Raw genomic sequence first — 26082 nt, 5'->3', positions numbered from 1 at the left:
CGACCATGACCAGCTATTATCTGGGCGTCGATGTCGGCACCGGCAGCGCTCGCGCCGGTCTTTTCGACGCTAGCGGTACCATGCTTGCTTCGGCCAAGCGCGATATCACCATCTGGCGTGAGGCGGGCAGCATTGTTGAGCAGTCGAGCGTCAATATCTGGCAGGCTGTTTGCGAAAGCGTGCGCGAAGCCGTCAAGACTGCCGATATTGATCCGACGGACATTGCCGGTATCGGCTATGACGCGACATGTTCGCTGGTTGTGCTGGGCGAGGGTGGCAAGTCGCTTGCAGTCGGTCCGTCCAACGATCCAGCGCGCGATATTATTGTGTGGATGGATCATCGCGCTGTTGGCCAGGCAGAACGCATTAATGCGACCAAAGCCAAGGTTCTCGACTACGTTGGCAGCACCATTTCCCCCGAGATGGAAACGCCGAAGCTGTTGTGGCTCAAGGAAAACAAGCCGGAAACCTTCGCTGCTGCATGGCAGTTTTTCGATCTTACCGATTTTCTCACATGGAAATCTTGCGGCAGCCTTGCCCGTTCGGCCTGCACGGTCACCTGCAAATGGACCTATCTCAGTCACGAAAGGCGCTGGGATGAAACCTTTTTCCGTGAAGTGGGCCTTGGCGAACTGGCGGACGAAAATTTTGCCCGCATCGGCACGGACGTTCGACCCGGTGGCGAGAGTCTTGGCGGCTTGAGCGAACAGGCCGCGGCAGAACTCGGTCTTATGCCGGGCACAGCTATTGCCGCTGGCCTGATCGACGCTCATGCGGGCGGGATCGGTACGGTCGGAGCACGCGGTCAGGAGGGCCGGATATTGTCGCGCATGGCCTATGTGTTTGGCACGTCGGCCTGCACCATGACGACCACCGAACAGCCGGTTTTCGTGGATGGTGTATGGGGTCCTTATTATTCGGCGATGGTTCCGGGCCTGTGGCTTAACGAGGGAGGACAATCGGCAGCGGGTGCCGCTATCGATCATCTGATCCACATGCATCCTTTCGCGAAGGAAGCGGAGAAGCAGGCAACCGCCCAAGGCAAGGGACTGGTCGACATTCTTGCTGCAGAAGTCGATGCGAGGGGAGGCCCTGAAGAGGCAGCTGCCATCATTGGCGACATTCATGTCGTGCCGGAGTTCCTCGGTAATCGTGCACCGTTCGCGGACCCTGATGCGCGCGCAATCATTGCCGGGCTAGATCTCGATGCTGGGATCGACAGCCTTACTGCACTTTATTTGGCCGGGCTGTGCGGCCTTGGCTATGGTGCGCGGCAGATCGTGGAGGCCCAGAAAGTAAAGGGTATCGCGACCGATACTATCGTCGTCTCGGGTGGGGCTGCACGGTCGCACCTGGTGCGACAGGTGCTTGCCGACACGACCGGTCTTGTCATCGCCGCCTCGACTTCGCCCGAACCTGTTCTGCTCGGCTCTGCCATGCTGGGTGCGGTCGCGTCGGGGGCTTACCCTGATCTTGCATCGGCCATGGACGCCATGTCGGAACTTGGAGAAGTTAACAGGCCGGATGCCGGGCTGGCCAGGTGGCACGACCAGCGTTTCGAGGCTTTCACACTTTTGCAGGCAACCGCTCGCAAGATCCGCGTGGTTCAACTGAGCTAGATTGTTCCCGGCACGTAGGCAGTTCCGGTTGCATGATCTGCGGTCGGGTCTGACAGCCCGGACGACAGCGAACATTGAAGACTGTACACGCAGAAATGGATGCTTCTTCACGTTCAGGGCTTCGACAGCAGGCTGCCTGTCTTGCGGGGCTGCTTATGCAACTCAGGTCGCTTCTCAATGATCTTGGCTATGCCAGGCGCATTGCCAAGGGACTGAACAATCTTCTTGAGATACGAAAGCGTTTCAAGGATGACTCGCTGCGAAGCCTCTTGGCGATGTTTGACGAGGATACTGCGCTGGTGGCCATCCAAGGCAGGACGGAAATGCCGATTTCAGTTCGAGCCATGGCTGGATTTCAACCATCGCCAATTTCCCAGACTGCAGCACCGGCAATCATTCCAGCACCGGCGGCCGAAAGAAGCAGCCGTTCGCCTGACTGAAAAGGCTGCGATTTCGATGCCAGTGATAGCGATAGCGGGATATTCGCCGCCGACGAGTTGCCGAACAAAGCAATCGATCTGGCGGTAATGGAGGCAGGCAGGTGCAACTGGTCGCAGACCGTGTCGGTGATCCGCGCATTGGCCTGATGGGGAAAGAACCTGTTCACATCGGTGGCACTAAGCGCTGCACGTTCAAGCGCGTCGGTTGCGCAACGCGACATCATACGAACGGCCTGCGTAAAGACGGCCTTGCCGTCTCGCATGGTCATTCTTGTCTCGGCAGCGGGAATGGAAATCAGCCCGTAATTTCCGCCATCGGACATGAGCGCCGATCCACGCAGTCCAGCATGTGGATCGTTCGATGGTGCAAGCAGGACTGAACCAGCGGCATCGGCAAAGAGAATTGCTGTGTTGCGCTCCTCCATACTGATCCGGCGGCTCAATATATTGGCTGCCACGACCAGAACCGGCTTGCGGAAGTTTTTGACAAAGCCGTCTGCCAGAACAAGCGCATAAAGGAACCCGGAGCAAGCGCCTGCAAGATCGATCCCGCCGCAGTTTTCCAGCCCCAGCTTGTGAGCGAGAAGCGGCGCGGAAGGTGGCAGGAGATGATCGGGCGTTGATGTCGCGAGAATGACAAGCGCCACCGAATTGTGCGGAACACCGGCATCCTGGAGAGCCATTTGTCCCGCCTTCATCGCCATGTCCGTAAGAGTTTCATCCGGTGCCGCCCAACGCCGTTCGCGAATGCCGGTGCGCCTTTCGATCCAGCCAGTATCCAGTCCGAGACGCTGCTCCAGTTCATCATTTGCAACTCGGCGGTCTGGCACGTAATGGCCGAAACCCGCCATACGGCTCGAAATACTCATCGCGCTGCCGTCTCGATCATATCAGCCGCCGCATGAATCGCGTCATAGGCAAGGTCCAGATCAAGTGGCGTTACGCAATAGGGGGGCATCAGATAGATCACGTTGCCGAGCGGACGCAGAAGCACACCCTGTTTGTGGAAGAAGGATTTCAATTGCGGCCCAGCATCGGAGAGGTAGCCGGTTTTTTCGACCGCGAGATCAAGGGCGGCAATGGTTCCTTGCTGGCGAACATTGGTGAAACGAGGATCATCCTGAAAACGCGATAGCCTTTCCGAGTGCGATTGCCCCAATGTCCTGATGCGATCCGCGACGGGTTCCGTTTGCCAGACTTCTATATTTGCACGTGCTGCCGCGCAGGCAATCGGATTGGCCGTGTAGGAACTGGAATGAAAGAATGTGTGGCTGCGATCTTTCGAAAAATGCGCATCGAAGATTTCAGCCGTGCTGAGCGTTGCGGCCAGCGGAAGAGCGCCGCCGGTAATGCCTTTGGAAAGGCACAGAATATCCGGCGCGGTGGATGCCTGTTCGCAGGCGAACATGGTGCCCGTGCGTCCCCATCCTGTCATCACTTCATCGGCGATCAGCAGTGTTCCGTATTGTTGCGTGATCCGCCGGAACTCGGCGAGCAGGCGAGGAGGATAGATTTTCATTCCGCCTGCACCCAGAACAAGCGGTTCCAAGAGCAGAGCGGCAACCTTGCCACTCCGGCAGAAGTGCTCCAGCGCATCGAGTGCTTCCTGCTCCCGCCCCACCGATGGAAACGGAATGGTGTCGACCTGAAACAGCAGGGGGGCATAGGCGGAGTTGAACACACCGCGCGCACCGGTGGACATGGTGCCAATCGTATCGCCGTGATAGCTATGCTCCAACACTGCGATGCGTGAACGCGGTTTGTTTCTATTGTGATAGAAGCCGAGCGCCATCTTGATAGCGACTTCGACTGCTGTGGAACCGCTGTCGGAATAGAACACATGGGCGAGGCCTTGCGGGGTGAGTTTGACCAGTTCTTGCGCCAGCTTTTCTGCCGGTTCGTGAGTGAATTCGGCAAAGATGATCTGATCGAACTGGTCCAATGCGTCCCGGATCGCCGCCATGATCTTTGGGTGACGGTGCCCATGTGTAATCACCCACCATGACGATATGGCATCGAGCACCGAACGACCGGTTTCATCCTGCAAATAGGCACCGTCAGTTTTGACGATCCTGCGGAAAACCGGTTCTGTGGCGTGCTGGGTGAAGGGATGCCAGACAGGAGACGAACGTCCGTTCATTCGGAATCCTCGTAAAAAGCGCTCATACTGAAATGCTCGCGAAACGCATGGCGGAGCGTGTCCGGGTCAAGTTTCGCAAGGTGGGGCAGTCGCCCCAGTCTGCGAACGCCGCTCAGTTCCGGGATGATCTGCTCGGTATCCGGTTGAGGATCGCCGATGAAGGCAATACCGAGCACGGGAATATTGCGCCGGTTCAATGCTTCAAGCGAAAGCAGTGTATGATTGATGGTTCCGAGGCTGGTTCTTGCACAAAGGATGATCGGCTTTTGCCAGCGTGCAAAGACATCAATGAATGTCGTGCGGCGTGTCAACGGTACATGCAATCCGCCTGCGCCTTCGATTACGAGAGGCGCGTGGACCGATGGAACATCCAAGGCGTCCGCATCAATTTCCACTCCGTCGATCTGTGCTGCAAGATGCGGCGAAGCGGGCGTATTCAAGCGCCAGCACTCCGGGATGATGTTCTGGCGTGAGAGCCCGGTAAGCTGGACAACCGTTTCGCTATCGGTTGTTTCTTCCAGTCCCGACTGAACCGGCTTCCAGTAATAAGCACTGAACGCATCTGCGAGAGCTGCGGAAAAGACGGTCTTGCCGATACCCGTATCGGTGCCGGTAACGATCAAAGTGCAGTTCATATCAATTCCTCCGCCATGATCGTGGCAAGGTATTCGAACATGCGCGTTATCGTGGGTTCATCGACATTGAGCGTGATGGTGATGCGCAGGCGCGCCGTGCCCACAGCCACTGTTGGCGGGCGTATGGCGCGTATGTCGAAGCCCTTGGCTTGCATGCGATGTGCGATACGCAAGGTGCGGTCGGCATCGCTAATGACGAGCGGCAATATCTGAGTTCCGCTGCCGGCTTTGCCAAAGTGATCGGCGAATTGCGCATTGGCGAATGCGATAAGCCGGTGCAATTCACGCCGACGATATTGTTCGGCGATCATGGTTTTCAGCGCAATCCGTGTTGCGGATACTTGCAAGGGCGAAGGCGCAGTCGAATAGATGAATGGCCGTGCGCGATTGACGAGAAAATCGCGAAGGACCGGATGTGCTCCAACCAGCCCGCCGGAGCTGGCCATTGCCTTGCCGCAGGTATGCAGCGTGATAATGTTCTGTCGGCCTTCCAGTCCGGTAGCAAAACCGCGTCCATCTGGCCCGTGCACGCCCGTCGCGTGGGCTTCGTCGATGAAAAGAAAAGCGCCGTGGTGGTCTGCTATCTCGATGAGATCGGAAAGCGGCGCGATGTCACCATCCATAGAATAGAGGCTTTCCACCACAATCCACGGGGTGCCGCGTCCGCCCTTTTTGCGCCATGTGCAGATTGCTCTATCGAATGCATCCGCATTGTTATGCGGGATGGAAACGGTTTCGGCCTTTCCGGCCCGCATGCCTTCACGTGCGCTGGCATGGATCAGTTCGTCATAGGCAATCAGATCGCCGCGTAACGGCAAAGTCGAGAGAACTGCTAGATTTGCCGTATAACCGTTATTGAAATACAGCATTGAAGGTGCACGAAAACAGAAAGCAGCTTCAGCCTCCAGAAGTTCGTGTTCCGGGTGATTGCCGCGCAACAGCCGGGAGCCGCCAGCCCCGGTGGCAAGGCCGTTTTCCAGCTCGGCAATCAATGCATTACGGATCGACGGCGATGCGGCAAGACCCAGATAGTCATTCGAGCTGAAATCCGCACCTCTGTTATCGGCAAGTGCGCGCAGATGCTGCCGCCGCTGTAAGTTTTTCAACTTCGCAGCGTAACGGGCCAACGGGTTGGTGCTCATGCATGGGCATCCAGTGCATCGGCGGTCAGGCCAAGCCGTCGCATGAGGCTTGTGTCGCGATCTTCGCCCGGATTGGCGGCGGTCAGCAGCATGTCGCCAATAAAGATCGAATTTGCGCCTGCGAAAAAGCAGAGTGCCTGCATTTCATCGCTCATCGAACTGCGCCCCGCTGTCAGCCGGACATGCGATTGCGGCATCATCAGGCGGGCAAGGGCGATGATGCGGACAAAGGCGATAGGATCGACGGGCGATGCTTTCTCCAGCCGTGAACCGGGCATCGGGATCAGCATATTGATTGGCACGCTTTCCGGTGGGATGGGCAAATTTGCCAGCGTCACCAGCATATCGATGCGATCGTCTTCGGTTTCTCCAAGGCCGAGAATGCCGCCGCTGCAAACCTTGATCCCTGCTTCCCGGACATGGGTGAGCGTTTCCAGTCGATCGTCGAAACTGCGCGTCGTGATGACCTGCGGATAAAACCGCTCCGACGTATCGATATTGTGGTTGTAATAATCGAGCCCAGCCTCCGCAAAGGTCTGCGCCTGATCCGGGCTCAACATGCCCAGTGTCATGCAGGTTTCCAGACCAAGCGCTTTCACCTGTTTGACCATCTCGACAATCGCGGGCTCATCCCGCGTCTTCGGGCTGCGCCAGGCCGCACCCATGCAATAGCGGGTTGCGCCGCTATCCTTTGCCTTTTTCGCTTCCTCGAGGACTGTATCCAGACTCATCAATCTGGAAGCTTTGAGACCCGAAGCGTGATGTGCCGACTGGCTGCAGTAGCCACAATCTTCCGGGCAGCCGCCCGTCTTGATGTTGAGCAGTTTGCTGAGCTGAACGCGGTTCGGTTCGAAATTGGCACGATGAACGCTCTGTGCCTCCAAAAGGAGATCGTTGAACGGAAGTTCATATAGCAGACGCGCGCTTGCGGGCGTCCATGCATCCTGTTCCGATTTGGACGCCGTTTTCTCAGCGCCTTCCGGGTTCGATTGCACCGTATTGAGCATGCTTTCTCCATTTTATCTATAAAAATAGAAAGAATCTATGAAGTATAGATTATCTGCATGTGTATCGGTGACTCAAGCTAAAATATTATAGATAATTATGGATAGCGCATAATGATGCACTGCGTTGTAACTGTGCCAGAACGCAAAACGCCGCGATCATTGGATCGCGGCGCTATGAAATCAGCGGGTTGGAGAAGTCTGCAAAAGCCTGTTGCGGCACAGCCGGTTATCCGTCTGAAGGCGCAAGCTGCGTTTCAAGGTGCTCATCACGGAGGCGATGACGCCCCAAAGGCAGCATGATCGGTCGACCGGAAGTTGGATCGGTCATGATACGGCTTTTGAGATGAAATACCTCACGAACATTTTGTTCTGTCAGCACGTCGTCCGGCGTTCCGGTTGCGTATAGTCGTCCGTTAGCCATTGCGACCAGAAAATCCGCATAGCGGGCGGCAAGATTGAGATCGTGCAAAACCATGACGACTGTGGTTCCGCGCTTCTGGTTGAGATCTGTGAGCAGATCCAGAACTTCAATCTGGTGACTGATGTCGAGAAAGGTTGTCGGTTCATCCAGCAGGAGAATATCGGTCTGCTGCGCCAGTGCCATCGCAATCCATACGCGCTGGCGCTGGCCACCTGAAAGTTCATCCACTGGCCTGTCGGCCAGTTCGGTCGTCTTGGTTGCTTCAAGTGCCGTTGCGATTGCTTCGTCATCTGCCCGCGTCCATTGCGAGAATACGCCGTGATAGGGGTTTCGACCTCGACTGATCAGATCGGCAACCAGTATGCCCTCCGGCGCTGTCGGCGATTGGGGCAGCAGGCCGAGCGTTTGTGCCAGTTGCCGGGAGGGAAGCGTGTGGATCGACTTGCCGTCAAGCAGTACTTCCCCGTGTCGTGGTGCCAGAAGTCGCGACATAGTGCGCAGCAAGGTAGATTTCCCGCAGGCATTCGCTCCAACGATTGCTGTTACCTTGCCGGAAGGCACCTCAAGATCGAGACTATCCAGCACAAGCCTGTCACCATAGCCAGTGGTCAGCTCACGCGCGATGAGGGTGTGATCGGTCATAGGGATGCCCCGCTGCGGTTGGCGCGTATGATGAGGTAGATGAGATAAGGAGCGCCCAGAACTCCGGTGACGACGCCAACCGGATAGCGGCCGGGGAGCAGGAATTGTCCGCAATAATCGCCGGCGAGGACTAGTATGGCTCCGATCAGGGCAGACGGGACGAGCAGGGAACCGTTATTACCGATGATGCGTGCCGCAATGGGGCCGGACAGAAAGGCGACGAAAGCAATGGGGCCGGAAACGGCCGTGGCAAAAGCTATCATGCCGACGGCGGCAATGATTATGACAATCCGGGTTCGCCCGACATTGGTTCCCAATGCTGCGGCGCTGTCGTCGCCCAGCCGCAATGCTTCGAGATCGCGCGACCGGCTCAAAAGCAAACTGCCGAAAACGACCAGCGCGACCAGAAGAGGAAACATCTGGTCCAGCCTTGCGCCGTTGACACTGCCGGTAAGCCAGCGCATGGCTTCCTGCAGGCTCCAGGCGGGCGCGTTTGAAAGAATATAGGCAATGACACTTTCGAGCATCGCCGAAACACCGATGCCAACGAGGATAAGACGGGTTCCGGCGACCCCGTTCCTGAAGGAAAGACCATAGACGGCAAGTGCTACGACGAGCCCGGCCACAACGGCAAAGATTGAAACAACGGGGCCGCTTAGCGAGAGCACAACGATTGCAAAAACAGCCGCAGCACTTGCCCCGGAACTGATTCCGATAATGTCAGGGCTTGCGAGCGAATTGCGCAGCATAAGCTGGAATGCGACACCGCCGAGGCCGAAGCTCAGCCCTGAAAGCACGGACAGGACGGCGCGCGGCAGGCGCAACTTCCCGACCGTGAAACTTGCTCCCTGAACGTTTTCGCCCAGGAGTACCCGGACGACATCTTTTGGCGGCGTGAACGATTGGCCCAGCATCAAAGTGAGGAGGAAGAGGGCGACGAGAATGACCAGAAGAAGACCGATGACAAGATTGCGCTTGCGGGTGCGACTGCGACGGTTCCAGGCGATAAGATCGGCGGTGGAATGCAGCATGATCACAACTCGCGAACCCGTTGGCGCCTGACAATCCAGATGAAGAACGGCGCACCGATCAGGGCGGTGACGATCCCGACATCGAGTTCGGCAGGGCGGGCAACGAGGCGTCCGGCAATATCGGCAGCAAGCAGCAGGCAGGCTCCGCTGAGGGCCGAGAATGGCAATAGCCAGCGGTGATCGACCCCGATCAGGAGACGGCATACATGCGGCACCACCAAGCCCACGAATCCGATGGGGCCGCAGATGGCGGTGGTTGCACCACACAGCAGAATTGCGCCGAGCGCCGCAACAGCACGTGCAATGGCGACCTTTTCTCCGAGCCCGGCGGCAAGTTCATCGCCGAGTGCCAGGGAGTTCAGTTTGCGCGCCGATAGAAGGCTGACAATGAAACCGACACCGAGAAATGGCAGCACATAAGCGAGCCGGTCGAAAGTCGCACCTCCAACGCCGCCGATCTGCCAGGCGCGAATGCCGCCGGCAATATCGTTGCGGGGCAGCACGATGGCGATAACCAGTGAGGAAAATGCTACCGACGTGGCTGCACCGGCCAGCGCGAGCTTGAGCGGTGTCGCGCCACCACGGCCAAGCGATCCGACCATATAGACGAAGACGGCGGCGCAACCGGCACCGAATATGGCTGCCCAGATATAAGCTGGTGCGGAAACGATGTTGAACCACGCAACGCCGATGACGACGGCAAGCGATGCACCCATATTGACGCCCAGAATGCCGGGGTCTGCCAGCGGATTGCGGGTAATGCCCTGCATAATGGCACCTGCCAGCCCGAGCGCTGCTCCGGCGAGAAGCGCGAGCAAGGTGCGCGGAATGCGCATGGCGACGGCGGCCTGTCCGACGGTGTCCATATGACCACGCAGCGCCGCAACAATGTCAGGCCATGGCACTTCACGCGCGCCGAGCGACACGGACAGAACACAAAGGGTCGCGAGGAGAAAAACGACCGCGCCGAGCCAGCCGGTCTTCGCTCTGTTGGACCGATAGATGGTGATTGGCTGGCTTGAACGCCGGATGCGGGCGACGATCATTTTGCTTTATCGGCTGCGCCGGCAAGAAGGGCGACATAGTCCTTCAACACCCAGGAAATGGAAAGTGGTGTGGGATTGGCCGCTGTCCCGAGAGGGTTTCTGCCCAGCATGACCACTGCATTGTTTTCGACCACTGGCATGCTGGCGAGAAGTGGATTGCGCTTCAAGGCATCCAGCAATTCCTGACTGCCATAGGTTACGACGATGTCCACGTCATCGAACATGTCGACACGCTCGGCGCTGATGGAGCCGGAGAACTGGCCCGGTTTGGAGGCGTCGACCACACTTTTGGGCGAGTTCAGGCCAAGGTCCGTGAAGAATCTCACCCGCGTGTCGTTAGTAGTGTAGAAATTGACCGTGCTCAGGTCCGTCGTATCGAGATGCGTGACGAACATAGCCGACTTGTCTTTGAGATGCGGATACTGGCTGACCGTCTCGGCAATCTCGCCTTCGATCTTTGCAATCAGCGCTTCACCTTCTTCCGCCATGCCCATGCCGACGCTGTTGAGACGGATCATGTCGCGCCAGTCGGTGGACCAGGGCGCTTCGGGATAGGCAACGACAGGGGCGATCTGGCTGAGTGTATCGTAGTCGGACTGGCTCAGGCCGGAATAGGATGCGAGGATGACGTCGGGCTGCGTTTCCGCCACCGCCTCGAAATCGATCCCGTCCCCTTCATCGAAAAGCACAGGCGTATCGGCGCCGAGTTCCTTCAACTTTGCGGCTACCCATGGCAAGAGACCATCATTGTCGTCATCGCCGAAATTGGCTCGCGCAAACCCAACCGGAACCACGCCGAGTGCAAGGGGAACCTCATGGTTTGCCCAGGCAACGGTGACTATCCGTTCCGGCTTTTTTTCTATCGTTGTCGTTCCAAAAGCATGTTTTATAACAATCGGATAGGTTGTTTTTTCACCAGCTAGAACCGCTTGCGGCGCAATCATCGCCAGGCAGCACAGGGCAGCGAAAACGAGAGAGCGAATGGACCAAGTCATCCGGTGCATTCTCCTTGTGTATAAAGTGGCCTTTCACTCTCAAGTTAAACTCACCGCGTCAAGGCCGAAGCTCACACCTTGATAAAGGTGTTGCGAATTAACCGTGATTTCCTACAAAAAAGCAGTTTTCTACAATACTGGACAAAGGTTCTCAAGTTAGTGGCGATCCGGGGACCATTTCAGTTTCTTGATTGCTTCGATGATCGGGCTCATCCGGTCGTTGATCGTAAGGCTGTCGATGTCTCCACGATTTGAAACCGTCGCTAAAAGCGATCGCCGCAAACTGCTTATCGGACCTGACCATGGACATTGAAAAGACCGCTGAGATGAAGAAAACCACCCGGGTTCGCTACCGCAGGGCAATTCTTCTGGGGTGCACGGCGCTTGTCGTATCCATGCCGGATCTGACTTTGGCGCAGCAGGCGACAACAACGGAAGAGCCGACAGTGCTCAAGACCATTACGGTTGATGGGTCTGGTGGACGCGACGACGATTCCAGGTCGATTGTCGCGACGAGAACCACCGGCGGCGGCAAGATGGCGACGGACATCATGGATACGGCAGCCTCCGTATCGGTGATCACCGCCAAGGAAATACAGGAGCGCAACGCCCAGACCGTCGAGCAGGTGCTGCAATATACTGCAGGTGTTTCCACCAATTTTTACGGGTCGGATGACCGGTTTGACTTTTTCCAGATCCGCGGTTTCGATGCCAACACCTATCGCGACGGGCTGTCCCTTGGCCGTCCCTTTGGCGGTATACGCGAGGAACCCTATGCATTTGAACGGATTGAAGTTCTGAAAGGCGCGAGTTCCACGGCTTTCGGCGTCTCCGATCCAGGTGGTATGGTCAATTACGTGACGAAGCGGCCGAAGCGCGAACGCTTTGGCGAAGCCTATGTCACGGGCGGTTCGTTCAACCACAAGGAAGTCGGCTTCGATTTCGGTGATAATCTGACCGGCGACGAAACGCTGTCCTATCGCCTCACCGGCAAGTTCAAGGATTCCGACGCCGAATATGATTATTCGCGCGACGACGAAAAGTTCATCATGGGCGGGCTGACGTGGCGCCCGAGCGATGCGACCAATTTGACGGTGATCTTCGATCATTTTCACCGCTATGGCGTGCCCGGAAGCGGCGGCCATCCGGTCGGCACCGATTTCAACCGAAGCCGCTTTTTCGGAGAGCCGGATTTCAACTATCGCGGCACTGACAGAAATACTGTCAGCGCCATGTTCGATCATGATTTTGGCAATGGTTTGAGCATGAGCGCCAACGGGCGTTACAGCAAGCAGGACACCGATTTCGGCTATGCCTATATTTCGGCCACACCGACCGATGGCTCCACGATTGCCAAGCGCGACTTCTTCGGCAATGAAGCCTCAGCCGAGAATTTCGTGGGTGATGTGAACCTGAAATATGAGACGAGTTTTGACCGGTTCGAAAGCCGGACGATGGCGGGCGTCGAATACAATAACTATTCGGCCACCAACAAGACACTCTGGGGCCCGGCACCGGGCATCGACTGGACCAATCCGGTCTTTACCGGTGCTCCGGTCAATCTGCCTCTTATCGGCAGCACATCTACCAGGCAGAAAACCAAGGCGATTTATTTCCAGCAGGATCTGACATTCGCGGAAAAGCTGATTGCCAGTGTGGGCCTGCGCAATGATTGGCTCGACCTGTCGCAGACGAACAATCTCAGCAACAAGACGACAGATGGTGATCTGAGCGAGTTCACCAGCCGCTTCGGCCTCACCTATCGGGTGACTGATGAATGGGCGGTTTATACGAGCTATACTGAATCGGTCGCCCCCCCGGCCATCGGCGTCGATCCTGAGCGGGGTGAACAGATCGAAGTCGGCGTGAAATACCAGCCGACCGCATTTCCGGCCCTGTTCACCGCTTCTGTTTACGACCTGACCAAGAACAATATTTCAGTCAACGATCCCATTACGCTTCAGCCATCCACGATTGGCGAGGTTCGCGTTCGCGGTATTGATCTGGAAGCCAAGGCCGAACTGACGAACAATCTCAACCTGATCGCGGCCTATTCCTATATGGACCCGGAGATCGTCGAGAACGGCACGGGCGGCAATGAGGGCAACCGTCCGCAGTTTGTTTCCAGGCACCTCGCTTCGCTTTGGGCAAACTACAAGATCGAGGGCAGCGGTCGCCGCGGTGACATGACAATCGGTGTCGGCGGTCGTTATATCGGTTCATATTACTTCACGCCGGCCAATACGTCGGGCACCAGCGGCAATGTGGTGTTTGATGCGGCATTCACCTACGAGTTCCTGGACAACTCGGCGCTTCAGGTCAATGTCAGCAATCTGTTCGATAAAAAATACGTCGCCTATGGCGGTTTCGGAGCGGATTTCTACAATCCCGGTCGCGAGATCACGGCAACGCTTCGCCGCACATGGTAGGATGAGCCGCTCCGCCGGAAACAGGAGGCGGAGCACGTAATCCGAAATTGGTCAGCGGTTTGACTGGAAACGTCGCCATGCGGCTGGCGTTTCACCCACCACCTGACGAAAAGCCTTGGTCAGGTGTGCCTGATCGGTGAAACCGAGCTGTGCTGCGATGCCGGCGACGGTCAGGTCGCTATCAGCAAGCAGTCGTTGTGCCAGATCGATGCGCTTCGCCATTTGCCATTGTAGCGGGGTCTTTCCGGTTGTCTGCTTGAAGACATTGGCGAACCAGCTTTCCGACAGGCCCACCGCTGCCGCCATTTCGGCGACACTCAACCGACGATCACCACAGCTGTCGAACCGTGCGTTCAGCTTGTTCATCTGCGCCATAGTGAGGCGGCCATATCCCTGCTTGTTGTCCTCACCCGGTAAATCGAGAAGCCCGGTCAGAATGCTGCCGATGAGGTTTTCCGCATAAAGCGCGTGTTTCATCGGACTGGCTGTTTCATCCACGATCAGGCGGGCAAGCGTTTCTATGGCGCCAAGGTCCTGAATTTCTACCGGACTGCGCATGGCGGCCACGGCCATGGAAGTGCCGAGTGTCGGGCTTAGATATCTGAGCAGCCGATCCTTGTGAAAATGCAGGTTCAGGTGCGAAAACCGGTGGAGCGAAACTGTATTCGTCCACATTGGTACGCCGGCGGGTATATAGATTGCACGCGTCATCGGGCGGTGATGCTGGGTAAGGACGCCGCTATCGTTCGATATGCGAATATTGGACGATACATCCTGGAAAAAGATCATGATACGGGGATCATGCGACAGGAAATAGCCATTGGCCCCCGTCTGGCTTTCAGCCTCCCAGTAGACACTGACCAGCCCGTCCAGCACGCGCCATTGAACCGGCGCAACCACCCGGATGCCTTCGGCTTGCCAGATCATCGAATGCCAGAAGCCCAAAACGTTCCGATCCGTATGTGACAGCGTTTCATTGAAATTCCGGCTTCATTGCCAGGAATGTTTCGTAAGAAATGCGTCGGGATATCGTCGCATTAATATGACTAAAATTATCACCTTTGAGCGTTAAGACAAGACAATTCTGTAAAATGCAGGGGGGCACGCATTGTGCCCCGTTTCACTCGAGGTCTTCCTGCTCAAAATGCCGGGTAACGTGAATATCGGTTGTTTCCAGACGCCCAGGGCCCAGATTGATGAACTTGTGTGGTATGTTTGCCGGACCGAAGACAACCTGTCCCTCCGTCACCTCGATCTGTTCATCGCCAACAATGAACAGGGCATTTCCCTGACGGACGATGAAAATCTCGTCATAAGGGTGCCGGTGCAGTTTGGGACCATGCCCTACAATATCGGTCGAGAAGAATATGATCGACGCATCGGTATCAAATCTCTTGCCTTCGACGCGCCCAGACCAGGCATCATCACGTCTCGCCCATTCTTCTCTTTTCAAGACAACGGCTTGTTTCGTCAAAACGGTTCTCCCGGCTTTTCAAGGCACTGGAATTTCGACCCTGCTGTTGGCATTTCCCGATCGGGAACGGAAGGTCAAATTCTAACGAGACCTGAGCGCTTCAACAACCCCATCAGGACCAGGGGCAAAAGCGTGGTGATGAGAATGGCGATGAATGCCATGGCCATGCCGAGGCCGACCGAGCCTTGCTCGAACTGACGCCAGATGAAGATCGAGATGGTTTGCATTCCAACCGGAGCCACCAATATCGATGCGACGAGTTCACGTGTGGCCACTGCAAAAACAAGTAACATCGCCGTTATCAGGCTGGGGGCGATCAGCGGTAGCATGACGCGCCGGAAAGCGGTGAAGCTGTTTGCGCCGCAAACACGTGCCGCAGCTTCCAGATTGTCGCCGATCTGGTGGAAGGCAGCCGATGCATAGCGGATCGGCTGCGGTAGAAGAATGCAACAATAAGCAAGCAGAAGGATCAGCGGCGTATTGTAGGGCGAGATGGGTAGCGAGGGCTGGTTCCATGCCAGAATGAGGCCGACCGCGACGACAACGCCGGGCAAGGCATTTGGCAGGACGGTCAGTATGTCGAGCCAGAAGCGCCCGCGAAAGCGCATCTTCACCACGGCATAAGCGGCAATCGCGCCAAGCAGTCCCGTGAGGAGAGCGCTTGCAACGCCGAGCGACAGGCTGTTGATCAGCGCGCGCATGCCGCCTGCGCTGTTTTCGGCAATTGCAGCAAAATTGTCGAAGCTGAGGTTCGATGGCGTCAACCCGCCAGACACGGTTTTGGACAGAGCGGTCGCCAGAATGGCCAGCAGGGGAATACCGGTCGCCGCAAAGGCGATGACAGCGAACAGAACCACGACGGGAATTGTGAAGGCTCCAAGTGGGCGCTTGTCCTTTGCCTGTGGTTTGCCGCCAGTCGTCACATAGGAACGACGCATCAATATCCAGCGTTGGACCAGAAAAGCGGCGAGCGACAGGCAGACAAGCGCCAGCGAAAAGACGGCAGCACCCGCAAGGTCGATGGGCCAGTCGGAGATGCGGAGATCAATTTCCGTTACCAGAACTTCAAAGCCGGAACGGCGTCCAAGGGCTGCGGGCGTACCATATTCCTCGATGGCTGCCGCGAAAACGAGCAGAAGGCTTGCCGCGAGGCCAGGCGTCGCCAGCGGCAGGGTAATACGGAAGAAGGAGCGCCATGGGGAAGCCCCGAATACGCGTCCGACATCTGAATAGCGAGCGCCAACTGCTTCAATCGTGCGCGACACCGCAAAATAGACAAGCGGAAACGTGTTCAGCGCCATGACAAAGCTCATGCCGGCGACCGAGAACAGGAAGGGAGCCAGATTGCATCCGACAAGCTGTTCGAGATAGCCGCGTGGCTGCAAGGTCATGATCCAGCCGAGCGTTGCAATATAGGGCGGGATCATGAAGGGCACGAGCATCAGCACATCCCACAGCACGGCGAACGGCACTTTGTAGAGTGCCCGGAAAACCGCTAGCGGCACGGCAATGAATGCGGAAAGAGCTACCACGGAAAGACCGAGCAGAACGGTATTGCCGCTCATGCGCAAAAGCTTCGGGTCTTCAAACAGGTTCGAGAGATGCAGGAAAGGCTCGGCCAGCGAGCCTCTCCCCAGTTGTGGAAAGATTGCCTGAAGGACGATGAAGACAAACGGCACTGCGACGATGAATGTGAGCCCGGCGACTGCAACGAACCCGAGCGGATTGCCAGCCGCCGCACTGCCTGTCTTCATCTCTGTCTGTCCCTCAGATATTAGTTGCTGGCTGCGAAAGCGGCGCCGAATTCCTTCAGCGTTTCGTTGCGCTTGCCATAGACTTCCCTGGCGTCGATCGGCAGGATTTTCAGATCGCCGATCAACGGGCGATTGGCCGGAATGTCGGTGCGCGACGGCATCAGATAGGTGTCGGCAACCATTTTCTGACCTTCGTCGGACAGCATATAATCGATGAACTGCTTGGCCTCGTCCTGGTTCTTCGACCATTTGAGGATCATGGCGGGGCGTGGCGCAATCACGGTGCCGGATGTCGGGAAAATAACGTCGATGGATTCGCCCTTGGCCTTGCCCGCGAGCGAGATGTAATCGACGGCACCGAACACGGCGGCCTTGGCACCCTGAAGAACCGGGTTCAACGCTTCTGCATTGGCACCGGCGACAGTTGCGCCATTTTCGTGCAGGTTCCGGAACAGATCCCAACCCTGCTGCGCCTGAAGGGCGGCAACGAGTTCGAAGGTCGCGCCCGACTGTGCCGGGTCCGGCAGATTGACGAGGTCCTTGTATTCAGGCTTGGCGAGATCCGCCCATTCGGCGGGCTTGGGCGTCTTGCTGGCAGGGTTCCACGCGATGCCGAGCGCGGAGACGCCTTGCGCAACCGCCGTTTCATTCTTGAGGAAATCCGGCACTTTTTCGGCGTTCGGGCTGGTGTAGGCGACAAGCCAGTCACGCTTGGCAAAATCGGTTGCCGTATCCCACGAGGCCGAGATCAGAACGTCGACAACCGGATTGGCGGCTTCCGCTTCGATGCGGGCCATGACCTTGCCGGTCGTTGCCTGAAAGACATTGACTTTCGCACCGGTCTTGGCGGTGAAGCCTGTCGCAAGCTTTTCGATCAGGCTGCCCGGGCCGGCCGAATAAACCGTGATGTCTGCATAGGCTGCCGTGCTGGCCAGCAAAGCGGTGACAAGCGCAAGCCCCGCGCCGAGAATGGATTTCTTCATGTTTGCCTCCTGAGATATTGCCTGATGAAATGGTCTTATTTTGAGAACCAGCGCAGTTGGCTGGCATCGATTGAGATGCCGACAGGAACGCCGGGTGAAAGGCGGATGCTGTCGAGATATGTCAGTTCGTGGCCGTCCTGCTGCGAGCCGATGCGCACTGTGGTCAGATGACCGTCGCCGCGAAACTGTGAGCGCAGGACCGTTGCTGGAATCGCTGCTTCGCTTGCGGGCACGCTGCGAACCGAACGCGACGGCAACAAGACGTGTGTTGCCTGCTCAGCGGTGGACCCATGGGCGATGTGGATTTCGGTGAACGCAATCCTGTAGGCGTTGTCACGCTGCTCCACCGGGACGACACAGCCGAGCCTCAGAAAATCTGCGACTTCCGGTGTCATCGGTTCTGCGACAAGTGCTTCGGGTGCAGCCAACTGTTCGATCACACCGGCGCGCATGACGGCTACCTGATCGGCAAGCGAGAAAGCTTCGCTCTGGTCATGGGTGACATAGATCGCGGTCAGGCCGAGATTGGCGACAAGCTGCCCGATCTCGGTGACCATGTTTTCGCGCAGTTCGCGGTCAAGATTGGAAAGCGGCTCGTCGAACAGTACCAGTCCCGGCTCGGCAACGATGGCGCGGGCAATGGCGACACGCTGCTGCTGGCCGCCTGACATATCGCTGATCGCGCGCTCGCCGAAGCCCGACAGGCCGACGCGATCGAGTGCCGAGACAACGCGCTTTTCGCGCTCCGCACGGCCGAGGCCACGCATTTCGAGCGGAAAGGACACGTTGCCGAAAACGGTCATATGCGGCCAGAGCGCATAATCCTGAAACACCATGCCGAGATGGCGCTTCTCAGGCGGAATGAACGACCCTGTCGAGGCATCTGCAACGGTGACGTCGTTGATTGTGATTGAACCCTTCGTTGGGGCGAGAAGGCCAGCCACGAGACGGAGCAGCGTTGTCTTGCCGCAACCGGATGGCCCGAGCAAAGCGAGCGTCTGTCCCTTCGGCAGTGAAAGATCGATATTCTTTAATATAGTGGCAGGGCCATAGGCCAGATTCAGCCCATCGGCCCGAACGGCGATATCCGCTTTAATATTCGAGGAATGCAACATTTTCCCACAATCCAAATAGATTAGGAGCTTCTATTCCGATTGCATGACAGTGGCATGACGCTGGGGAAGCCTGCGTCCTTCAGGGTTCGGAACCAATTGTCATCACATCGGTTTGTCCCTTCATGCGATAAAGGAAGGGAAGACGATGAGATTTGGAAAACTTGCTCTTGGTCTGACGGGATTGGCGGTGGGATATGCGCTGACGCGGGTAAGTTCGCCACAGATTCCAAAGGGTATCGTGCCGGTAAAACCCTTCGATCTCACGCGTTATATCGGCAAGTGGTACGAGATCGGGCGGCTTGAAAACCGCTTCGAGCGCGGTTTGACGCGGACGACGGCGGAATATTCACTGAACCCCGATCAAACTGTCAAAGTGGTCAATCGCGGCTTCGATCCATGGAAAGCGCGTTGGACACAAGCCACAGGAACCGCCAGTTTTGTGCGATCCGCCGACGAAGGTGCGTTGAAAGTTTCATTCTTCGGACCCTTCTACGGGGGCTATAATATCGTGGATATCGATGAAGACGATTACCAGTGGTCGATCATTGTCGGTTCGACGCGGAGCTATTTCTGGATACTTTCGCGCGAGCCCGAGGCAAGCGGAGATCTAAAGGCGCTAGCAGTCGCACAGGCACTGCTGTTGGGGATCAATCCAGATACTATTTTGTGGGTTCCGCAATAAGCGCGAAAACCCTGCATCAAAAGGCCCGCCGAAGCGGGCCTTTTGGTTCTGATCTATGCCCCGTATGGCACCCAGATGTTTTTCACCTGAATGGCACGGCGCAGATAATCCCGGCCCTGTCCTTCGGTTTTGTTGAACCAGTTCGGCAAGCGGCCATTGCTGACCCACGTGGCCTTGAGATTGCCTGCTGACGCCTTTTCGGCCATTGCGCTGCCTTCGCGTGAACCAAAATACCACAGCGCTGCAACGTCATCATGTTCGGCAAGTGTCTTCGTCAGAAGATCGCGTTCACCGGTGACGATATTGACCACGCCGCCCGGCACGTCGGATGTGTCGAGCACCTGATAGAAATCACTTGCGATCAGCGGGTGACGGCTTGAAGGCACCACCACCGTGCGGTTGCCCATGGCGATTGCAGGCAAGACCAGAGACACAAGCGAAAGAAGCGGCGTTTCATCAGGGCAGACGATGCCCATCACGCCCCACGGTTCATTCATCGCCAGTGTCACATGACGCGACTTGGTGGAATGAACCGCCCCGTCAAACTTGTCGGCCTGTGCGGCATAATAGAAAATGCGGCGCAGTGAGGTTTCAAATTCCTCTTCAGCCTTTTTCTCGCTGACGCCCGTGCTTTCGATCAGCCGTGCCACGAAATCCGTGCGGCGTGCATCGAGGTTTTCGCCAAGATAATAGAGCACCTGAGCCCGGTTATGCGCCGTGGCTGCGCCCCAGCTTCCGGCCTTGCTTGCAGCTTCCACGGCATTACGGATGTCCTTCCGGTTGCCGATGCCAGCCTGGCCAATGACCGCACCGCCCTTGCCAGTGATCGAATAGCTGTAGCCGCCATCCGGGCGGGACTGCTTGCCGCCAATATAGTTCTTCATCGTGCGGTCGATGCCGTCGATGGTGATCTTGTCATCGTCAGAAGGCGAAGCCGATGGCACGAAGGCATCCGCAACTCTGGTCGGAGGGAGTGCTTTCTCCCAATCGGAGACGAAATATTCGTACATGCCTTCGCGCGCGCCCTCGCGACCGAACCCGCTTTCGCGATAGCCGCCAAAACCTGCGCCCGCATCCAGCATGTTGGTGCAGTTGATCCAGACGACACCGGCCTTCACCCGCGCGGCGAAATCAAGCGCGATATTGATGTTTTCAGACCAGATCGACGCGGCGAGCCCGTAGCGCGTATTGTTGGCGAGCGAGACGGCTTCATCCGGCGTGCGGAAGGTTGTTGCTGCCGCAATCGGCCCAAAAATTTCCACCTGACAAACGGTTGAAGCCTGATCCACATCGGTGAAGAAGCCGGGGGCGATATAATTGCCTTTTGCGGGCAGCGGGTTCGGTGTCTGCCAAAGCTCGCCGCCTTCCTCGATGCCTTTCCGGATGAGATCGGAAATGCGTTTCACCTGTCCGGGTGAAACAATGGCGCCGACATCGGTGGATTTGTCGAGCGGATCGCCGACGCGCAAGTTTTCAAGGCGCTTTCTGAGCTTGGCATAGAAGCGGTCGGCAATGCCTTCCTGCACGAGCAGGCGCGACCCGGCGCAACAGACTTCGCCCTGATTGAACCAGATGGCATCGACCACGCCTTCGACTGCGGCATCGAGATCGGCATCTTCAAAGACGATGAACGGCGATTTTCCGCCTAGTTCCAGTGACAGCTTCTTGCCCGATCCGGCCATCTGCTCGCGGATGATGCGGCCAACCTGTGTCGAACCGGTGAAGGCCACCTTGTCCACGCCGTCATGACCGCAGATTTCCGCGCCAGTGGTGCCATCGCCTTGCACGATGTTGACGACACCGGCGGGCAGGCCGACTTCATGGCAGATTTTGGCAAAGGCAATGGCCGAAAGCGGCGTCAGATCGGCAGGCTTCAGAACAACTGTATTACCGGCGGCCAAAGCTGGCGCGATCTTCCAGGCAAGCATGAGAAGCGGGAAATTCCACGGAATGACCTGACCGCAGACGCCAACGGGCGAAAAGCCCTTAAATTCATCTTCCACCATCTCGGCCCAGCCTGCATGGTGATAGAAGTGACGGGCGGCGAGCGGAATGTCGATGTCACGGGTTTCGCGGATCGGCTTGCCGTTATCCATGCTTTCCAACACGGCTAGAAAACGCTCGCGCTTCTGAATATGGCGCGCGATGGCATAGAGATATTTGGCGCGCTCATAGCCCGAAAGTTTGGACCATTTGCCGAAAGCGGTGCGGGCGGCTTTCACCGCCTGATCGACATCTTCCGCATTGCCGCAGATGATTTCAGCAAGCTTGTCACCATTGGCCGGATTGGCAACCGCAATTGCCTTGCGGCCTTCCGGTTTGACAAAGGTCCCGTTGATATAGTGGCCGAAAGAACGGCCATGCTGTTCCAGCCACAGGTTCACATCGCCGTTTGCTTCGGGGGAAGGTCCATATTCCATGGTCTTCAGGATGTCCTTGATGGGTCGCATTTCAATTTTCCTTACGCAGCAGCGTGACGGTTGGCGGCGGAGTAGCGCCCGGTCACGAAGTGCTCCAATTGCCGTTCGATATCGCCAAGCATCGACGATGCGCCGATGCGGAACAGATCGGGCTCCAGCCAGCGATTGCCGAGTTCTTCCTTCATCAGTGTGAGCCAGGCGAGTGCATCCTTGGCGGTCTTGAGGCCGCCTGCAGGTTTGAAGCCGACACTTCGGCCGGAAAGCTCCCCATAATCGCGTAGTGCCCGCACCATGGTCAGGCTCACCGGCAGGGTCGCGTTCACATCTTCCTTGCCGGTTGAGGTTTTGATGAAATCGGAGCCTGCCTGCATCGCCACCATCGAGGCGCGATAAACATTGGTCAGCGTATTGAGATCCCCGGTGGCAAGGATTGCCTTCATATGTGCATCCCCGCAGACTTCGCGCATGGCAGCAATCTCATCGTAGAGGGCCGACCAGTTCTGTGTCAGCACATGCTCGCGCGTAATCACGATGTCGATTTCATGCGCGCCCTGTTCGACGGCATAGGTGATTTCAGCAAGACGGAGCGGCAGCGGCATCAGCCCGGCGGGAAAGCCCGTCGCCACCGAGGCAACCGGAATGCCGGAACCTTCAAGCGCCTTCACGGCATGGGGCACCATGGTGGGATAAACGCAGACCGCGCCTGTGGTGATGCCCGCATCTGCAAGGCCGAGCGCTTCCAGAATATCCTCGCGCACCGGGCGGCGTGCCTTGGCGCAGAGCCTGCGCACGCGGCCTGCCGTGTCGTCGCCTGCAAGTGTCGTCAGGTCTATGCACTGAATGGCGCGGATGAGCCACGCCGCCTGATATTCCTTTTTCACCGAACGGCGGGCGCTGATCGTAGCAGCGCGGCGCTCGGAAGCACTGCGATTGACGGATACATCCTCAAACCATTCCGGCTTGAGCGGTGTCCCGTTATTGCGGGGGAGGGCTTCGGTCATTTCATTGTCCGTTCGTGGGTTCAATTACGTTCAAGTGCGATCAGGCGCGTTCGGTCGAAGGGGCGTGATCGCGGCAGAACGTTTCGAATTCTTCCTGGCTGGCATAGGCTTTCTGCGTGCCCGGCCGGGTGATGGAATGGGCCGCATAAAGAGCGGCCTTGCGAAGCGAGGCTTCCACATCGCCGGTCCCGGCATAGAAGCGGGCAAAGGAGCCGATAAAGGCATCGCCTGCGCCGGTGGTATCTTTCGGCGTGACCTTGACAGGTGGAATATTGACGATTTCGCTTGCCGTAATCATGCGCGCACCGCGTCCGCCGAGCGTGACGATGACGGTGCGGATGCCGCGCGCGATGAGTGAACGCGCTGCGGTGACGATTTCATCGTCCGTGCCGGTCGGCTGGCCGGAGAGGATCGCCAACTCGCTCTCGTTCGGCACGAGAAAGGTCACCTGCCGGATCAACTCGGGATCAAGATCTGCAGCGGCAGGCGCAGGGTTCAAAATGGTTTCGATGCCGTTTTCCGCGGCGAAAGCGATGGTGTGGTAGACTGTCTGAACCGGAACTTCCATCTGCATCAGGATGAGGCTGCACGCTTTCAGATCGTCTGCAGCCTTGTCGACTTCGGCAGGCAGAAGGTCGGCATTGGCGCCCTTGACGATCAGGATCGAGTTTTCACCCGATGGCTCGACGAAGATGGGTGCTACGCCGCTCGACTTGCCGGGAACCTTGCACACATGGCGCGTATCGACGCCGAACTCGTTCAGGTTGCGGATGGTATTGTCGGCAAAAATATCGTCGCCTACACGGGTGACCATCATCACATCTGCGCCAAGGCGTGCAGCAGCGACGGCCTGATTGGCGCCTTTGCCACCACAGCCGATTTCAAATGTCGGGGCTTCCAGCGTTTCGCCAGGGCCGGGCATACGGTTCACATAGGTGATGAGATCCACCATGTTGGAGCCGACTACTCCGATCTTTCTGGTCATGAGATGTTCCTTTGAAATTTCAGAGTGCCTTCATCGTGGCTTCAAACTGTTCGGCGGCGGCTGTATCGAGATAGCCGACACGCACGGGGAAAACGGCGCGCTCACCTGATGCCAGCACCTGAATATTGTTCTTGGCCTTTTCCGCCAGATAGCCTTCCGGCTCGCAGGTCGAGGGCAGGGCAAAGGCTGCAACCTGTGCATCCCCGTTCACGAGGATCCAGCGCACGGTTTTTGGGAAGATTTCGGTCGGGTAGGAAATGCCAAACGCGTCGCCCTCGGGAAGCTGCATCATCAGATGCGTGTTGCCTTCGGCATCTTTCGGCAGTCCGCGAATATAGAAGACCTGCTCGGGATCGTAGCGCTCCGGCTCGTCCAGCACTTCCATCGCGGCTGGATCGGTGGACAGTTCGTCGATCAGCGACAGGTAGTCATCATTGGGCGTAACGTGGCCGGGAACGGCTGTTCGCACCTGCACGTGATCCGGCGTATAGGGCACCGGCTGGAGGATCCGCGCAGCTTCCGCATAGGCGAAATTGACGTGGCACATATACATCAGCTCCATCGGAGCGGATGAAAGGTTCTCGACATCCATAGTGATGTCGAACAGTGTCTCATCAGCATGAAGCCGCACGCTTGGCCGTGCCAGATAATGCGCGCCGAAGCCCATCACATATTCATATTCACCGGTGATTTCGACAAAGGCGCCGCGCTCGTCATGGCCGAAGAGAAGACCGGCCTTGTCCATCTTCGCGCAGGCCATTTCGCCATGCAGAAGATGATTGTCCTGAGGCGAAGGACAGCCATTGCGCAGGATGCCGCTATGGAACGCAAAGCAGCCATAGGTCTCGACGATCGTGGTTGCCGGACGCGGCATGGAGAAGCTGTTGCCCATGGTCAGATCAACGCCGTCAAACTCCGCGCCCCAGATCATCTGCCCCATGAACGGGAGAACAATGATGTTGCCGCGTTCATTCTCGACCAGCAGCGCCTCGATGCCACTTGGATAGCGAAAGGCGGTCACGCTGAGGCTATAGGTATTGGCGATGACATGCGGCTGTTGGACAAAATCCTGACGGCGAAGATGAAATTCGATGTCCTGCATATGGGATCACCTGCCCTGATTGCGCGACGCGTTGATCGCGATGACGAGAATAAGGAAAGCGCCCCAGATGAAATCGATGAGGTGGTTGGAGAACCGCATCATCTGGAAGCCGGAGGAAAGCAGCATCAGAGCAATCAGCGCGATGGCGACGCCCAGAACACGCCCCTTTCCACCCGCCGGATTGGTGCCGCCGAGAACGGCGATCAGTACCGCCTGCAGCAGATAGGATGCGCCATAGTCCGACTTGGCGGCATTGGTGCGGCCCGAAAGGATGATCCCGGCTATGGAAGCAAGTACACCAGTGAGCATGTAGGAATAGAGCACCATGCGATCCTTGCGGATACCGGCAAAGACCGCAGCACGCGGATTGGTGCCGATCAGCATGAGATTGATACCGAGCGTCGTGCGTGTCAGGAGAATTGCCACGACAATGCACACCGCGATGAAGAGCAGGAAAGGCGTGGCGACGCCGAACAGCTTGCCGTTGCCGACCCAGTTCCATGCGTCGGGAAAACCGACGATGGCCGGACCGCCTGTCAGAACCAGAGCAAGCCCCATCAACACCTGTCCGGTGCCGAGTGTTGCCAGGATTGGCGTGATGCGGAGCTTGGCTATCAGCAGGCCGTTGACCAGTCCCGATACCAGCCCGATCAGCACTGCCAGCAATATGCCAATGATGGTGTAGAACAGCATGCCGGAACCGGACGTCTGCGCTGCCTGCACCATGGAAGAATGGAAATAGACGCCAGCGATGATGCCCGCCAGGTTGGCGATACCAACAACCGAAAGGTCAATGCCTCCCGTCAGCATGGCAATCATCATAGCTACGGAGAGGATGCCCAGCTCCGGCATGATGTAGCTGATGGATTCAAAGTTGTAATAGCGCAGGAACTTGTCCGGATTCATCCAGGTCATCAACGCGAAAACAAGCACCGTGATCACAATGAGCTGGATGATGTTGTTGTCTCCGCCAAGGATGCGGCGCATGTCAAAGGACTGTTTCATGTTGCGTTCTCCCC

The 26082-nt window shown here is 57.3% G+C and carries 22 protein-coding genes; 3 read left to right on the top strand and 19 right to left on the bottom strand.

Annotated features, from left to right (window positions below; all coding sequences use genetic code 11):
• Positions 1–5 precede the first annotated feature (5 nt).
• Positions 6–1619: an FGGY-family carbohydrate kinase gene (locus LJ361_RS09505; RefSeq protein WP_209418674.1), complete on the top strand. Its 1614-nt coding sequence runs from the start codon at positions 6–8 to the stop codon at positions 1617–1619.
• Positions 1620–1974: 355 nt separating this feature from the next.
• Here the strand turns inward: LJ361_RS09505 and LJ361_RS09500 are convergent, their stop codons facing one another.
• The 9 genes from LJ361_RS09500 to LJ361_RS09460 all read right to left on the bottom strand — a co-directional run bounded on the left by LJ361_RS09500 (position 1975) and on the right by LJ361_RS09460 (position 11118).
• Positions 1975–2928 (bottom strand): beta-ketoacyl-ACP synthase III, encoded by a 954-nt coding sequence (locus tag LJ361_RS09500; RefSeq protein WP_209418673.1) that lies wholly within the window; start codon positions 2926–2928, stop codon positions 1975–1977.
• Positions 2925–4199, bottom strand: a complete 1275-nt coding sequence (locus tag LJ361_RS09495) for an adenosylmethionine--8-amino-7-oxononanoate transaminase (protein ID WP_182505907.1) — start codon at positions 4197–4199, stop codon at positions 2925–2927. Before LJ361_RS09495 ends, LJ361_RS09500 begins: the two co-directional genes overlap by 4 nt.
• A complete protein-coding gene (gene bioD, locus LJ361_RS09490; RefSeq protein WP_209418672.1) occupies positions 4196–4834 on the bottom strand; it encodes a dethiobiotin synthase in 639 nt (212 codons plus the stop codon). Before bioD ends, LJ361_RS09495 begins: the two co-directional genes overlap by 4 nt.
• Complete coding sequence (locus tag LJ361_RS09485) at positions 4831–5976, bottom strand: 8-amino-7-oxononanoate synthase (RefSeq protein WP_151612703.1); 1146 nt, start codon at positions 5974–5976, stop codon at positions 4831–4833. The genes bioD and LJ361_RS09485 overlap by 4 nt, the downstream gene beginning before the upstream one ends.
• Positions 5973–6983, bottom strand: a complete 1011-nt coding sequence (gene bioB / locus LJ361_RS09480; protein WP_151612705.1) for a biotin synthase BioB — start codon at positions 6981–6983, stop codon at positions 5973–5975. The genes LJ361_RS09485 and bioB overlap by 4 nt, the downstream gene beginning before the upstream one ends.
• A 226-nt stretch (positions 6984–7209) precedes the next feature.
• Positions 7210–8046: an ABC transporter ATP-binding protein gene (locus LJ361_RS09475; RefSeq protein WP_209418671.1), complete on the bottom strand. Its 837-nt coding sequence runs from the start codon at positions 8044–8046 to the stop codon at positions 7210–7212.
• Positions 8043–9077 (bottom strand): FecCD family ABC transporter permease, encoded by a 1035-nt coding sequence (locus tag LJ361_RS09470; protein WP_010660783.1) that lies wholly within the window; start codon positions 9075–9077, stop codon positions 8043–8045. The genes LJ361_RS09475 and LJ361_RS09470 overlap by 4 nt, the downstream gene beginning before the upstream one ends.
• Before the next feature lie 2 nt (positions 9078–9079).
• On the bottom strand, positions 9080–10123 hold the full coding sequence (locus LJ361_RS09465; protein WP_209418670.1) for a FecCD family ABC transporter permease: 1044 nt from the start codon (positions 10121–10123) through the stop codon (positions 9080–9082).
• Positions 10120–11118 carry an iron-siderophore ABC transporter substrate-binding protein gene (locus LJ361_RS09460; RefSeq protein WP_036582508.1) on the bottom strand — a complete coding sequence of 333 codons (999 nt, stop codon included), beginning with the start codon at positions 11116–11118 and terminating at the stop codon, positions 10120–10122. The genes LJ361_RS09465 and LJ361_RS09460 overlap by 4 nt, the downstream gene beginning before the upstream one ends.
• A 302-nt stretch (positions 11119–11420) precedes the next feature.
• On the opposite strand from LJ361_RS09460, the gene LJ361_RS09455 reads away from it, so the two are divergent.
• On the top strand, positions 11421–13547 hold the full coding sequence (locus LJ361_RS09455) for a TonB-dependent siderophore receptor (protein ID WP_264813399.1): 2127 nt from the start codon (positions 11421–11423) through the stop codon (positions 13545–13547).
• A gap of 51 nt (positions 13548–13598) precedes the next feature.
• On the opposite strand, the gene LJ361_RS09450 is transcribed toward LJ361_RS09455, so the two are convergent.
• From LJ361_RS09450 to LJ361_RS09430, 5 genes are all read right to left on the bottom strand, one after another.
• Positions 13599–14492 (bottom strand): helix-turn-helix domain-containing protein, encoded by an 894-nt coding sequence (locus tag LJ361_RS09450; RefSeq protein WP_010660787.1) that lies wholly within the window; start codon positions 14490–14492, stop codon positions 13599–13601.
• Between the two features lie 175 nt (positions 14493–14667).
• Positions 14668–15021: a cupin domain-containing protein gene (locus LJ361_RS09445; RefSeq protein WP_010660788.1), complete on the bottom strand. Its 354-nt coding sequence runs from the start codon at positions 15019–15021 to the stop codon at positions 14668–14670.
• 74 nt (positions 15022–15095) lie between these two features.
• Positions 15096–16775, bottom strand: coding sequence for an ABC transporter permease (locus LJ361_RS09440; protein ID WP_209418668.1), 1680 nt, complete (start codon positions 16773–16775; stop codon positions 15096–15098).
• A 20-nt stretch (positions 16776–16795) separates the two neighbouring features.
• Entirely contained in the window at positions 16796–17758 is a 963-nt protein-coding gene (locus tag LJ361_RS09435) for an ABC transporter substrate-binding protein (protein ID WP_043061831.1), read from the bottom strand.
• A gap of 35 nt (positions 17759–17793) precedes the next feature.
• On the bottom strand, positions 17794–18873 hold the full coding sequence (locus tag LJ361_RS09430) for an ABC transporter ATP-binding protein (protein ID WP_010660791.1): 1080 nt from the start codon (positions 18871–18873) through the stop codon (positions 17794–17796).
• A gap of 145 nt (positions 18874–19018) precedes the next feature.
• Between LJ361_RS09430 and LJ361_RS09425 the strand changes: the two genes are divergently transcribed.
• The gene (locus tag LJ361_RS09425; RefSeq protein WP_209418667.1) at positions 19019–19555 is read left to right on the top strand and encodes a lipocalin family protein; all 537 of its coding nucleotides are present in this window, start codon (positions 19019–19021) and stop codon (positions 19553–19555) included.
• 53 nt (positions 19556–19608) lie between these two features.
• Here the strand turns inward: LJ361_RS09425 and LJ361_RS09420 are convergent, their stop codons facing one another.
• Genes LJ361_RS09420 through LJ361_RS09400 form a run of 5 tightly spaced genes read right to left on the bottom strand, consistent with a single transcriptional unit; the run spans position 19609 to position 26068 of the window.
• Positions 19609–22005: an aldehyde dehydrogenase family protein gene (locus tag LJ361_RS09420; RefSeq protein ID WP_209418666.1), complete on the bottom strand. Its 2397-nt coding sequence runs from the start codon at positions 22003–22005 to the stop codon at positions 19609–19611.
• An 11-nt stretch (positions 22006–22016) separates the two neighbouring features.
• Positions 22017–22976, bottom strand: a complete 960-nt coding sequence (gene deoC, locus LJ361_RS09415) for a deoxyribose-phosphate aldolase (protein WP_151614569.1) — start codon at positions 22974–22976, stop codon at positions 22017–22019.
• A 40-nt stretch (positions 22977–23016) separates the two neighbouring features.
• Positions 23017–23961, bottom strand: coding sequence for a ribokinase (gene rbsK / locus LJ361_RS09410; RefSeq protein ID WP_151614570.1), 945 nt, complete (start codon positions 23959–23961; stop codon positions 23017–23019).
• Between the two features lie 19 nt (positions 23962–23980).
• Entirely contained in the window at positions 23981–25063 is a 1083-nt protein-coding gene (locus tag LJ361_RS09405; protein ID WP_151614571.1) for an aldose 1-epimerase family protein, read from the bottom strand.
• Positions 25064–25069: 6 nt separating this feature from the next.
• The gene (locus LJ361_RS09400) at positions 25070–26068 is read right to left on the bottom strand and encodes an ABC transporter permease (protein WP_010660797.1); all 999 of its coding nucleotides are present in this window, start codon (positions 26066–26068) and stop codon (positions 25070–25072) included.
• Positions 26069–26082: the final 14 nt, after the last annotated feature.

It is taken from the genome of Brucella sp. JSBI001, from assembly GCF_026014005.1.
GTDB classification, from domain to species: Bacteria; Pseudomonadota; Alphaproteobacteria; order Rhizobiales; family Rhizobiaceae; genus Brucella; species Brucella anthropi.
This window is presented reverse-complemented; position numbering and strand designations above follow the sequence as displayed.